This window comes from Streptomyces sp. NPDC005496 (genome assembly GCF_042872045.1).
Classification (GTDB): domain Bacteria; phylum Actinomycetota; class Actinomycetes; order Streptomycetales; family Streptomycetaceae; genus Streptomyces.
Genome location: NZ_JBIAJQ010000003.1, coordinates 91,509 through 104,802, shown reverse-complemented (window position 1 = coordinate 104,802; position 13,294 = coordinate 91,509). Strand labels below are relative to the sequence as shown.

The following is a 13,294-nucleotide window of genomic DNA, read 5'->3' as shown; positions in this document are numbered from 1 at the left end:
GGCCGGACTCCGGCGGGCCGGCCGGGGTGCGCTCCCGTGCGCGCCGCTACGGACGGCTCGTCCGCAGCAGCCGGTCCGGCGAGCCGGGCCCCTCGCCGGTGACCTTCCCGCGGCTCGCCCGCTCGACGAGCGCTTTGCCCACCCGGGCCGGCGAGGCCCCCGGGTGACCGGCGAGATAGAGCGCCGCGGCCCCTGTGACGTGCGGAGTCGCCATCGACGTGCCGGAGAGGGTGGCCTCGGCGGTGTCGCCGGTGTGCGACGCCGAGGTGATCGACACGCCCGGGGCGAACAGGTCGACCCGGGGACCGAAGTTGGAGAACCCGGCGCGGGCGTCGTTCCGGCCGGTCGCCCCGACGGTGAGCGCCTCCCCGACCCGGGCGGGGGAGTAGAGACTGGCCGAAAGTCCGTCGTTGCCCGCCGCGACGGCGTACGTGACGCCCGAGGCGATCGAATTGCGTACGGCCGCGTCCAGTTGCGCGTTCGCCGGGCCGCCGAGGCTCAGGTTGGCGACCGCCGGTTTCCTGGCGTGGCTGGTCACCCAGTCGATGCCCGCGATGACCTGGGCGGTGGTGCCGACGCCCGCGTCGTCGAGGACCCGCACGGCGACGACGCGGGCCTTCTTGGCGACGCCGTACGTCCTCCCGGCTATGGTGCCGGCGACGTGCGTGCCGTGCCCGTTGCCGTCCCCGGCGGTGCGGTCGCCGTCGACGAAGTCCCAGCCGTCGCCCGCCCGGCCGCCGAAGTCCCGGTGGGTGACGCGGATGCCGGTGTCGATGACGTAGACGGTGACGCCGGCGCCCCCGGAATCCGGTGAGGCGTAGCGGTGGTCCAGCGGCCGGGCCGGCTGGTCGATCCGGTCCAGGCCCCAGGAGGGCGGGTTCCGCTGCCGGTGGTCGAGGCGCACCGCGGTGTCCTGGACGACCGAGACGACACGGGGGTCCGCCGCGAGCCGGCGTGCCCGGGCCGGGTCGGCCCGCACCGCGTACCCATTGAGAGCAGCGCGGTAGGTGTGGCTGATTTTCGCCGCATACGTCTCGGCGACGTCCCTCCCGGCCGCCGAGGACGCCACCGTGCCCCCTTCGAGGGTCACGAGGTAGCTCCCGTCCACCGCTCCGGGCGCCCCGGCCCCGGCTGTCCGTCCCTCGGGAGCGGCGTGCGCGGGCGGCGCGGTGGCCGAAAGTACCGCCGCGATGACGACCGCGACGAGGCCCCCCGCCCGGTACGGGCGTCTGGTGCGCGTCTGTGGCATGTCCGGGTTCCCCTCCCTGACTCGGCGCACGGGGGCCGCGGTTCACCCCGTCGGGCCGGGTCCGGGCCGGTGCGTCGGAGAGCAGCCTCTCGTGGGGCGCGAAGCGCCACAAGGGCGCACAGGCGGGCGGAACCGGCCATGGAGCGCACGACGGCCCGGTGGGAAGGTTGCGGCGAATTCACGCCGAAGTCGGCAGGCAGGCGTGGGAGACCCGCCGCGTGTCCCGCCGTGCGCCGTGGTTGCGAGGGCGCTCGTCCCGTTACCGTCGTGGGTGACGAAGGGCGCACAGCGACGTGCGTCCCTCTGCCGCGTACGTCCTCCGTGAAGGTGGAATTCGTGAAGGCAATCCGCAGGTTCACCGTTCGACCCGTACTCCCCGAAGCCCTTCACCCGCTCGTCGACCTCGCACGCAATCTGCGGTGGTCATGGCATGCGGAGACCCGTGATCTCTTCCAGTCCGTGGACCCCGAGCGCTGGACCGCGTCCGGCGGCGACCCCGTACGGCTGCTGGGCAGCGTGCCGACCGCGCGCCTCGCCGAGCTCGCCGAGGACCGGCGCTTCCTGCGCAGACTGGCCGCCGCCTCCGACGACCTGCGCGAATACGTGACCGGCGAGCGCTGGTACCAGACCCAGTCGGCCGAACTGCCCGCCGCCATCGCCTACTTCTCGCCCGAGTTCGGCGTCACCGCCGCCCTGCCCCAGTACTCCGGCGGCCTCGGCATCCTCGCCGGCGACCACCTCAAGGCCGCCAGCGACCTCGGCGTCCCGCTCATCGGCGTCGGCCTGCTCTACCGGCACGGCTACTTCCGCCAGTCCCTCTCGCGCGACGGCTGGCAGCAGGAGCACTACCCCGTCCTCGACCCGAACGAGCTCCCGCTGGTGCTGCTGCGCGAGGCCGACGGCACCCCCGCCCAGGTGTCCCTGGCACTGCCCGGCGGCAGCCGGCTGCGCGCCCGCGTCTGGCTGGCCCAGGTCGGCCGCGTCCCGCTCCTCATGCTGGACTCGGACGTCGAGGAGAACGCCCCCGGCGAACGCGGGGTGACCGACCGGCTCTACGGCGGCGGCAGCGAGCACCGGCTGCTCCAGGAGATGCTGCTGGGCATAGGAGGGGTGCGCGCGGTCCGCACGTACTGCCGGCTCACCGGTCACGCCCAGCCCGAGGTCTTCCACACCAACGAGGGACACGCAGGCTTCCTCGGCCTGGAGCGCATCGCCGAACTGTGCGACACCGGGCTCGACTTCGACTCCGGCCTCGAAGCCGTCCGCGCGGGCACCGTGTTCACCACCCACACCCCGGTCCCGGCCGGCATCGACCGCTTCGACCGGGAGCTGGTGGCCCGCCACTTCGGCCCCGACGCCGAACTGCCCCGGATCGACGTGGAGCGCATCCTGCGCCTGGGCATGGAGACCTACCCGGGCGGCGAGCCGAACCTCTTCAACATGGCCGTGATGGGGCTGCGGCTCGGCCAGCGCGCCAACGGCGTGTCCCTGCTGCACGGGCAGGTCAGCCGGGAGATGTTCTCGGGCCTGTGGCCGGGCTTCGACCCGGAGGAGGTCCCGATCACCTCGGTGACCAACGGGGTGCACGCGCCGACCTGGGTCGCCCCCGAGGTGTTCCGCCTCGGCGCCCGGCAGATCGGCGGCCGGCGCACCGAGGACGCGCTCACCGTCGGCGGCTCGGACCGCTGGGACGCGGTGGGCGAGATCCCCGACCAGGAGATCTGGGACCTGCGGCGCGTCCTGCGGGAACAACTCGTCACCGAGGTACGGCAACGCCTGTACGCCTCCTGGCGCCGGCGCGGCGCGGGCACGGCCGAACTGGGGTGGATCGACGGCGTCCTGGACCCCGACGTCCTGACGATAGGGTTCGCCCGCCGCGTCCCCTCCTACAAGCGGCTGACGCTGATGCTGCGCGACCGGGACCGGCTGATGGACCTGCTGCTGCACCCCGAGCGCCCGGTTCAGATCGTCGTCGCCGGCAAGGCGCACCCCGCCGACGACGGCGGCAAGCGCCTGATCCAGGAACTCGTCCGCTTCGCCGACGACCCCCGGGTGCGCCACCGCATCGTCTTCCTGCCCGACTACGGCATGGCGATGGCGCAGAAGCTCTACCCGGGCTGCGACATCTGGCTGAACAACCCGCTGCGCCCGCTCGAGGCCTGCGGGACGAGCGGCATGAAGGCCGCGCTGAACGGCTGCCTCAACCTGTCCGTCCTGGACGGCTGGTGGGACGAGTGGTTCCAGCCGGACTTCGGCTGGGCGATCCCGACGGCGGACGGCACGGCGACGGACGACGACCGCCGCGACGAACTGGAGGCCTCGGCCCTCTACGACCTCCTCGAACGCCGCGTCGCCCCGCGCTTCTACGAACGGGGGGAGGGCGGTCTGCCCGACCGCTGGATCGAGATGGTCCGCCAGACCCTGACGCACCTGGGTCCCAAGGTGCTGGCGGGCCGGATGGTCCGGGAGTACGTGGAGCGCCTCTACACGCCCGCGGCCCGCGCCCACCGCGCCGTGACCCCGGAGTCCGCCCGCGAGCTGGCCGGGTGGAAGTCCCGGGTGCGGGCGGCCTGGCCGCGGGTCACCGTCGACCACGTGGAGGCGTCGGCGGCGACGACCACCGCCGAACTCGGCACGACGCTCGACCTGAGGGTCCGCGTGGACCTCGCCGACCTCGGCCCCGACGACGTCGAGGTGCAGGCGGTCGCCGGGCGGGTGGACGCGCAGGACCGCATCGCGGACGCGGTGACGGTGCCCCTCAAGCCGGCCGGCGGCCCGGACATGGAGGGCCGCTGGGTCTACGAGGGCCCGCTGTCCCTGGACCGCACCGGTCCCTTCGGCTACACGGTCCGCATCCTGCCCGCGCACCGGCTGCTGGCGTCGAGCGCGGAACTGGGCCTGGTGACCGTCCCGTCGGAGGAGGCCGGCGAGGGGGCGGGCGTGCTGATGCGGTGAGGGCGTCCGGCCCCGCCCGAGCGGCGGGGCCGGGCCGCCGCTACTCCTGCACCTCGGCGCACAGCCGGCGCAGCACGACTCCGCAGCGCTGCGCGTAGGCGTGCTGGAGTCCGCGGGTGGCCGCGCCGCCCGCCCGGGTGTACCACTTGGCCGGGCGGCTGAAGGCGGTCACCGTCAGCCAGACGGTGCCGTCGCCGGTGCGGTCCACGACGAAGGCCTCCTCGCCGCTCTCCGGGTGGCCGGGCAGGGTGCCGTAGGCGAGGCCGGCGCGGCGGGGTTCGTCGAGCGTCCAGACGACCCGGCAGGGGGCCTTGATCGGGCCGATGCCGACGGTGACGTCGATGCCGGGCGTCGCCGTCGGCGCGTCCGCCGAGACGGTGACGCCGACCGCGCGGTGCATCTCCCAGGTCAGCACCGCCTGGCACGCCCTGCGGAAGACGTCCTCGCCCTCGCCGATACGGTTTCGGACATGCAGTCGGTGGAAGCCCGGTGGGCAACGGTCCTCGCGGGTCGCGCCCACGTCCTCGTAGGTGAAGGGCATGGGGGACAGCCTAGGGCGGCCCCCGGAGAAACCTTCTCTCCGGGGGCCGCCCGACGGGAGCGAGGACGGGTCAGTTGACGTTGACCGCGGTCCAGGCGGCCTTCACGGCCGCGTACTCCGTGCTGGTGGAGCCGTACAGCGCCGAGGCCGCGGACAGGGTCGCGGTGCGGGCGCCCGCGTACTTGGTCGACGACGTCATGTAGGTCGTCAGCGCCTTGTACCAGATCTGCAGGGCCTTGGCGCGGCCGATGCCGGTGACCGCGGAGCCGTTGTACGTCGGGGAGTTGTAGGTGACCCCGTTGATCGTCTTGCTGCCGCTGCCCTCGGACAGCAGGTAGAAGAAGTGGTTGGCGACACCGGACGAGTAGTGCACGTCCTTGCTGCCGACCGTGGAGGACCAGTAGTCGGCGGAGCCGCCGTCCTTGCTGGGCTTGTCCATGTAGCGCAGCGGCGTGCCGTTGCCGTTGATGTTGATCTTCTCGCCGATGAGGTAGTCGCCGACGTCGGAGGAGTTGTTGGCGTAGAACTCGACGCCGGTGCCGAAGATGTCGGAGGTCGCCTCGTTCAGACCGCCGGACTCGCCCGAGTAGTTGAGGCCCGCGGTGTTGGAGGTGACGCCGTGGCTCATCTCGTGGCCGGCCACGTCCAGCGAGGTGAGCGGGTGGGTGTTGCCCGAGCCGTCGCCGTACGTCATGCAGAAGCAGCCGTCGTCCCAGAACGCGTTGACGTAGGCGTTGCCGTAGTGGACGCGGGAGTACGCGCCGACGCCGTTGTTCTTGATGCCGCTGCGGTTGAAGGTGTTCTTGTAGAAGTCCCAGGTCGTCTGGGCGCCGTACGCGGCGTCCGCGGCGGCGGTCTGGTCGGTGGTGGAGCTGGAGGCGGCGCCGGTGCCCCAGACGTCGTCGGCGTCCGTGAACAGCGTCCCGGTGCCCGACGTGCCGTGCTTGAGGTTGTAGGTCTTGTGGCCGCCGCGGGTGCCGTCCGTCAGGCTGTACGTCGAACCCGACAGGGTGGTGGTGAGCGAGACCGAGCCGGAGTACAGCGTCTTGCCGGTGCCGGTCTCGATGCCCTGGTACTCGTAGAGCTTCTTGCCGGTGGCCGCGTCGGTGACGACGTGCAGCTCGTTCGGGGTGCCGTCGTCCTGGAGGCCGCCGACGACGGTCTCGTAGGCGAGGGTCGGCTTGCCGTCCGCCGCCCAGATCACCTTGCGGGGGGCCTGGTCGGCGGTCGTCTTCTCGGAGCCGGCCGACTGGGCGGCCTTCACGGCCTGCTTCTCGGCCTTCTGGGCGGTCACGGCGGGCTTGAGGGAGGCCACCTTGATGGCCGCCTTCGTCGCCTTGGTGACGCCCTTGGTCTTCCCGGCCTTCGTCTCGTGGACGACCAGGTCGCCGCCGAGGACCGGGAGTCCGTCGTAGGTGCGCTCGTAGCGGGTGTGGAGGGTGCCGTCGGCGTCCTTGACGACGTCTCTGACGACGAGCTTCTCCTTGGCGCCGAGACCTATCTCGTCGGCCGTGCGCGTGACGCCCGCCTGGGCGTCCTTGATCAGGGTCGTGCGGGCCGCCGCGGACAGCTGCACCGGCGCGGCGGAGAGGGCGGGCGTGCCCGAGGGGGAGGTGGGGGTCTGGGCGGACGCACCGGTGATACCGGTGGTGAGGAGCGCTCCGGCCGCAACGGCGGTCGCGATGGCCAGAGTGGTGCGCTTGTGACGCGCGTAGAGGGGGGTCACGCAAGCTCCTTATGGGGGGCGACCGGGCGGCGTGGGGTCGCCGTCCGGAAGTACGAAGGTGCGGTGCGGGAGTGCCGTGCGGTGGAAGAGTGCCACCTGGGACGCGTACATGTCAGGAGTGCGATCAAAGCTTGGCCGGAAAGCGTCCGTTGAGTGAAAACCGCTGTACGCAATGCGGAATCGATCTTGTTCAAAGAGGCAACCAAGGCCGGGTCAGGGCACGGTAAAAGAGGGCGCCGCCCCGGGGAGTCGAACCACCGGGACGGCGCCCTGCCTGTGCGGGACCGCGGGACGGTCTACGGGAACGTCAGCTTCCAGCTGTTGATGTAGCCGGTGTCCTGCGCCGCCTGGTCCTGGACCCTCAACTTCCAGGTGCCGTTGGCGACTTCGGAGGACGCGTCGACCGTGTAGGTGGTGTTCACGTTGTCCGCCGAGTCGGACGAGCTGAAGTTCTTCAGCCGGTACGCGGTGCCGTCCGGGGCCACCAGGTCGATGACGAGGTCACCGCGCCAGGTGTGCACGATGTCCACCGCGACGGCCAGGTTCGTAGGGGCGTTGCCCGTCCGGCCGGAGACCGTCACCGAGGACGTCACGGCAGCGCCGTTGTCCGGAATCGATACGTCGGCCGTGTTCTCGAACGACGTGCCGCCACCGCCGCCGCCACCGGAACGCGCGCCCACGGCCACGGCCGCCCACGCGTCCTGCACCGCCTTGTACTCCGCGCCGGTGGTGCCGTACAGCTCACCCGTCGCCGCGAGCGTGCCGGTGCGGGCCGCCGCGTAGTTGGTGGTCGAGGTGAACTTGGTGGTGAGCGCCCGGTACCAGATCTGGAGCGCCTTCTCGCGTCCGATGCCGGTGACCGGAAGGCCGTCGGCGGTCGGCGAGTTGTAGCTGACGCCGTTGATCACCTTCGCGCCGCTGCCCTCGGACAGCAGGTAGAAGAAGTGGTTCGCGGGACCCGAGGAGTAGTGGACGTCGATCGACCCGATCCCCGAGTACCAGCTGTCCTTGGACGCGCCGTCCTTGCTCGGCTTGTCCTGGTAGCGCAGCGGGGTGCCGTTGCCGTTGATGTCGATCTTCTCGCCGATGAGGTAGTCACCGACGTCGGAGGAGTTGTTGGCGTAGAACTCCACGCCGGTGCCGAAGATGTCGGAGGTCGCCTCGTTCAGACCGCCGGACTCGCCCGAGTAGTTGAGCCCCGCGGTGTTGGAGGTGACGCCGTGGCTCATCTCGTGGCCGGCCACGTCGATCGACGTGAGGGGCTTGGCGTTGCCCGACCCGTCGCCGTACGTCATGCAGAAGCAGCCGTCGTCCCAGAACGCGTTGACGTACGCGTTGCCGTAGTGGACGCGGGAGTACGCGCCGACGCCGTTGTTCTTGATGCCGCTGCGGTTGAAGGAGTTCTTGTAGAAGTCCCACGTGACGGCGGCCCCGTAGTGCGCGTCGGCGCCCGCGGTGGCGGCGTTCGACGTGGTGCCGTTGCCCCAGGTGTCGCTGGTCTGGGAGAACAGCGTGCCGGTGCCCGACGTGCCGCGGTTCAGGTTGTACGTCTTGTGGCCGCCGCGCGCGCCGTCGTTCAGCGTGTACGTGGAGCCCGAGAGCGTGGTCGTCAGCGGCACCGTGCCGCTGTACTGGGTGTTGCCGGTGCCGGTCTCGATGCCCTGGTACTCGTAGAGCTTCTTGCCGGTGGCCGCGTCCGTGACGACGTGCAGCTCGTTCGGGGTGCCGTCCTCCTGGAGGCCGCCGACGACGGTCTCGTACGCGAGCGCGGGCTTGCCGTTCGCCGCCCAGATCACCTTGCGGGGCGCGCGGTCGGCCTCGGTCTTCTCCGAGCCGGCGTCCCTGGCGGCCGACAGCGCCTGCTTCTCCGCCTTCGAGGCGGTGACGGCCGGCGTCAGCGAGGCGACCTTGATCGTGGCCTTCGTCGCCTTGACGACGCCCTCGGTCTTCCCGGAGGCGGCGGTGTCGACCACCAGGTCGCCGCCGAGCACCGGGAGTCCGGCGTAGGTGCGCTCGTAGCGGGTGTGGACGGAGCCGTCCTTGTCCTTGATGACGTCGCGGGCGACGAGTTTCTCCTTCGCCCCGAGTCCCAGGTCCTTGGCGGTGTCCGCCTTCGCGGCGTCGGCGTCGCGTATCAGCTCGGCGCGCTGGGAGGGCGTGAGCTGCACGGCGACGGAACCGGGGTTGATCTTCCCGGCCGGTGCCTTCTCGGGGGCGGCGCTGGCGGCGCCCGACTGGACGGCCGCGGTGAGCAGCGCGGTGACGCCGACGAGTGCGGCGGCGGTGGCGCGGCGGCGCGCGGTGTGGGAGGTGCGTCTGTGGGAGGTGCTGCTTCTCAACACTGACTCCTTCTGCGTGGCCGCGGGTCGCACGGCCAGGGGAGACCGGACGATGGGTGAGCCGTCCGGGCAGAACAGGGCGGTACGCAAAGCCAGGTGCACAGGAGGTTGCGCCACGGCACAGCGAAGGTGCTGTGAGGTTGCTGTGAAGCGGCCGTGGGAAGAGTGGCAGCAGATTGCGCGTTCTGTCAGGGGCGCATCAAGAACTTGGCCGGAAACCGTTCGTTGTCCGGTTGGTCGTGTTCGGTATACGAACTGGTCACCCGGTCAGGCCAGACTGTCCTGCCACGCCCGGTGCAGATCGGCGAACCTGCCGGTGTCGAGCACGAGTTGGTCCGGCGTGCCGTCCTCCACGATCCGGCCGTGCTCCATCACCAGCACCCGGTCGGCGATCTCCACCGTGGACAGCCGGTGCGCGATCACGACGGCGGTCCGGCCGTGCAGGACCGTCGACATCGCGCGCTGCACCGCCCGCTCGCCGGGCACGTCCAGCGAGCTGGTCGCCTCGTCGAGGATCAGCACGGCGGGGTCGGCGAGCAACGCCCGCGCGAACGCGACCAGTTGGCGCTGCCCCGCCGAGATGCGGCCGCCCCGCTTGCGTACGTCCGTGTCGTAGCCGTCGGGCAGGGCGCTGATGAACTCGTGCGCGCCGATCGCCTTCGCGGCCCGCTCGATCTCCTCCCGGCCCGCGTCCGGGCGGCCGATGGCGATGTTCTCGGCGACCGTGCCGGAGAACAGGAACGCCTCCTGCGTCACCATGACCACTCCGCGCCGCAGTTCGGCGTTGGCGAGATCACGCAGGTCGACCCCGTCCAGCAGGACCCGTCCCTCGGTCGGGTCGTAGAAGCGGGCCAGGAGCTTGGCCAGGGTGGACTTGCCGGCGCCGGTCGAGCCGACCACGGCGACCGTCTGCCCGGCGGTCAGCGTGAGGTCGAAGCGGGGCAGGACCTCGCCGCCGGTGCGGTACGCGAAGCGGACGCCCTCGAAGACGACCTCGCGGCCCGGGTGCTCCGAGGCGGACTCCGGCAGGTGCCGGGGCGTCACGGGCTCCGGCACCGCGGGCGTCTGGGCGAGCAGACCCGCGATCTTCTCCAGCGAGGCCGCCGCCGACTGGTACGAGTTGAGGAACATGCCGAGCCGGTCGATGGGGTCGTACAGCCGGCGCAGATAGAGCACCGCGGCGGCCAGCACGCCGAGCTCCAGCGAGCCGGACGCCACCCGGTGCGCGCCCCACAGCACGATGCCCGCGACCGCAACGTTCGCGACCAGGCGCGAGCCGGTGACGTAGCGCGCCATCTCCAGCAGCGCGTCGCCGTTCGTCCGCTCGTGCCGCCGGTTCAGGACCCGGAACTGCGCGTCGTTGGCCGCCTCGCGCCGGAAGGCGCGCACCGGCCTGATCCCGTTCATCGTCTCCGCGAACTTCACGATGACGGCGGCGATCGCGGTCGACCGCACGCGGTACACGCGGCCCGCGCGGCGCTGGTAGAGCCGCACCAGCAGGTACAGCGGCACGAAGGAGGCAACGGCCATCGCGCCCAGGCCCAGGTCGAGCCAGAGCAGCATCGCCGAGATGTAGACGAAGGACAGGATGACCATGACGAGTTCCTGCAGGCCCTCGCTGAGCAGCTCCCGCAGGGACTCGACGTCCGTGGTGGAGCGGGAGATCAGCCGGCCCGAGGTGTACCGCTCGTGGAAGTCGATGCTGAGCGCCTGCGCGTGCCGGAAGATGCGTCCGCGCAGGTCGAGCAGGACGTCCTGGTTGACGCGGGCGGAGGCCGCGATGAACGCGTATTGCAGTGCGCCGGAGGCGACCGAGCACACGAGGTAGGCGACCGCCACCGCGATCAGCGGACCGCGGTCGTCGTGCCGGAAGGCCGGTACCGCGCGGTCGATGGCGTACGCGACGAGCAGCGGACCCGCCTGGACGGCCGCCTGCTGGACCAGCAGCAGGACCGTCGCCACCACGACCCGGGCCCTCAGCGGGGCGAGGAGCGAGCGCAGCAGCGCGGCCGTCGCACCCGGGGGAGTGGGCAGGACGTCGCGGTCGAAGGGGTCGGCGCGCCCGGTGTCCTCCCGCGGCGTGTGGTCCGGTTCCCCGGCCCGGTCCCGGTCGGGGTCCCGGTCCGGCGCGGTCGTCGTCGGCGCCGTCATCGGTGGTCCTCCTCGGTGCGGGCGCCGGCGTGGGCGGTCCGGCGTGCGGTGTCGGTGCCGTGCCCCGCACCGGGAGCGGCGCCGGTGTCCTCGGTGCCCGACATCAGCCAGGCGTACTCGGCGTTCGAGCGCAGCAGTTCGTGATGAGTGCCGACGGCGGCGACGCGGCCCCCGGACAGCAGGGCCACCCGGTCGGCGAGCAGCACCGTGGACGGGCGGTGCGCGACGACCAGTGCCGTCGTGCGGGCCAGTACGCGGCGCAGGGCCGCCTCCACCGCGGCCTCCGTGTGCACGTCCAGCGCCGAGAGCGGGTCGTCCAGGACGAGGAAGCGGGGGCTGCCGACGACGGCGCGTGCCAGGGCGAGGCGCTGGCGCTGACCGCCGGACAGACTCAGGCCCTGCTCGCCGACCTGGGTGGCGGCCCCCTCGGGCAGCGCGTGGACGAAGTCGGCCTGCGCCACGGCCAGGGCGCGGTCCAGCTCCGTCTCGCCCGCGGTGTCGGCGGCGCCCATCAGGACGTTCTCGCCGACGCTCGCGGAGAACAGCGTGGGCTCCTCGAAGGCCACGGCGACGAGCTCGCGCAGCGTCGCCCTGGGCATCCGGGTGATGTCCTCGCCGTCCAGCGTGATGCGGCCGCTCGTCACCTCGTGCAGGCGCGGGATGAGGGCCGTGAGGGTGGTCTTGCCGGAGCCGGTCGCCCCGACCAGGGCCATCGTCTCGCCGGGGCGGATGTGCAGGTCGATGCCGTCGAGCACGGGGGCCGCGTCCGCGGGGGCGTCCGGGTAGCGGAACCGCACCCCGTGGAACCGCAGTCCGCCCGCGCCCGCCCGCCCGGTGCCGGCCGCTCCGGCACCGATGCCTTCCGGGCCCTCGACGTCACCGTCACCGTCGTGACGGCTCGCCCCGGAACCCGAGGCGGGACCGTGACGATCACCATCACCGGCGTCGGCGTCGGCGTCGTCCGGAGTCCCCTTACCGACGCCGTCCCGAGTCCCCGTACCGCCGCCCGTACCCACACCCTTGCGGGGACCGGCGCCTTCACCGGCGGCTCCGTCGGCCGGGTCGGCCGATTCCGGCGCGGAGTCCATCACCTCGAAGTACCGCTGCGTGGCCGTCGCCGCCTCCTGGCTCATCGCCAGCAGGAAGCCGATCGAGTCGATGGGCCAGCGCAGGGCCAGGGCCGTCGACAGGAAGGCGACCAGCGTCCCGGCGGAGAGATCGCCGTCCGCGACCTGGACCGTACCGAGGACCAGGGCCGCGCCGATGGCCAGTTCCGGCAGGGTGACGATGACGGCCCAGATGGAGGCGAGCAGCCGGGCCTTGGCCAGTTCCGTGCCGCGCAGGGTCCGCGACAGCTCCCGGAACGCGCGGGCCTGGCTGCGGTGGCGCCCGAAGCCCTTGATGATGCGGATGCCGAGCACGCTCTCCTCGACGACCGTCGTCAGATCGCCCACCTGGTCCTGCGCCAGCCGCGCCACCTGCGAGTACCGCCGCTCGAAGAGCCAGCAGACCAGCACCACCGGCAGGACCGGGGCCAGCAGCACCAGCCCGAGGGTCCACTGCTGGAGCAGCATGATGGCCATGCCGACGAGGATCGTCACGGCGTTGACGAACAGGAACGTCAGCGGGAAGGCCAGGAACATGCGCAGCAGCATCAGGTCCGTGGTGGCCCGGGACAGCAGCTGACCCGAGGCCCAGCGGTCGTGGAAGGCGACCGGGAGCCGCTGGAGATGCCGGTACAGATCCGCCCGCATGTCCGCCTCGACACCCGCGAGCGGTCGCGCCACCAGCCACCGGCGCAGCCCGAACAGCAGCGCCTCCGCGAACCCGAGCAGCAGCAGGTACAGCGCCCCGAGCCACACTCCCTGCGGGTCGTGGCCGGCGACGGGACCGTCCACCAGCCACTTCAGGACGAGCGGGATCACCAGCCCGACGCAGGAGGCGACGACGGCGACGCAGGCCGCGCCGAACAGCCGCGCGCGCACGGGCCGTACGTACGGCCACAGGCGCAGCAGGCTGCGTACGGTGGAGCCCCCGTCGGCCTGGCCGCCCGGTCCGGCGGCGGCCTCGGCGGCATCCGCGTGACCGGGCCCGCCGGTGGGGCCGTCGTGATCCTTGGTCGTTGCATCTGTCGTGGCCATCAGGGGCGAGCCTACGGATTGCCACTGACACCGCCCACCGAGTTTTGGCCGGACCCACGACGGCCCGGCGGCCCGGACGCCGTGCTCGACGCCGTACCGGACGCGGTCCTTCCACGGGCCGGCTCGCACCGGGCCGACGCGCACCGGCCTACGCGCACCAAGCCGCGACGCCGGCCCGACGGCCCTCGGTCC

Annotated in this window: 7 protein-coding genes; 1 reads left to right on the top strand and 6 read right to left on the bottom strand. The window is 72.2% G+C overall.

Translation table 11 applies throughout. The features are described from left to right. Nucleotides 1-46: 46 nt before the first annotated feature. On the bottom strand, nt 47-1,249 hold the full coding sequence (locus tag ACFYQQ_RS09145) for a S8 family peptidase (RefSeq protein WP_355780782.1): 1,203 nt from the start codon (nt 1,247-1,249) through the stop codon (nt 47-49). Between the two features lie 336 nt (nt 1,250-1,585). Between ACFYQQ_RS09145 and ACFYQQ_RS09140 the strand changes: the two genes are divergently transcribed. After that, on the top strand, nt 1,586-4,204 hold the full coding sequence (locus ACFYQQ_RS09140) for a glycosyltransferase family 1 protein (RefSeq protein WP_355780785.1): 2,619 nt from the start codon (nt 1,586-1,588) through the stop codon (nt 4,202-4,204). A 40-nt stretch (nt 4,205-4,244) separates the two neighbouring features. On the opposite strand, the gene ACFYQQ_RS09135 is transcribed toward ACFYQQ_RS09140, so the two are convergent. The 5 genes from ACFYQQ_RS09135 to ACFYQQ_RS09115 all read right to left on the bottom strand — a co-directional run bounded on the left by ACFYQQ_RS09135 (nt 4,245) and on the right by ACFYQQ_RS09115 (nt 13,102). Next, the gene (locus ACFYQQ_RS09135; protein WP_355780788.1) at nt 4,245-4,745 is read right to left on the bottom strand and encodes a DUF1990 domain-containing protein; all 501 of its coding nucleotides are present in this window, start codon (nt 4,743-4,745) and stop codon (nt 4,245-4,247) included. A gap of 70 nt (nt 4,746-4,815) precedes the next feature. Next, nucleotides 4,816-6,471 (bottom strand): M4 family metallopeptidase, encoded by a 1,656-nt coding sequence (locus ACFYQQ_RS09130; protein ID WP_355780791.1) that lies wholly within the window; start codon nt 6,469-6,471, stop codon nt 4,816-4,818. A 296-nt stretch (nt 6,472-6,767) separates the two neighbouring features. After that, the gene (locus ACFYQQ_RS09125) at nt 6,768-8,810 is read right to left on the bottom strand and encodes a M4 family metallopeptidase (RefSeq protein ID WP_388904072.1); all 2,043 of its coding nucleotides are present in this window, start codon (nt 8,808-8,810) and stop codon (nt 6,768-6,770) included. A 267-nt stretch (nt 8,811-9,077) separates the two neighbouring features. Then, nucleotides 9,078-10,961, bottom strand: a complete 1,884-nt coding sequence (locus ACFYQQ_RS09120; protein ID WP_355792105.1) for an ABC transporter ATP-binding protein — start codon at nt 10,959-10,961, stop codon at nt 9,078-9,080. Beyond that, the gene (locus tag ACFYQQ_RS09115) at nt 10,958-13,102 is read right to left on the bottom strand and encodes an ABC transporter ATP-binding protein (protein ID WP_388904069.1); all 2,145 of its coding nucleotides are present in this window, start codon (nt 13,100-13,102) and stop codon (nt 10,958-10,960) included. Before ACFYQQ_RS09115 ends, ACFYQQ_RS09120 begins: the two co-directional genes overlap by 4 nt. Nucleotides 13,103-13,294: the final 192 nt, after the last annotated feature.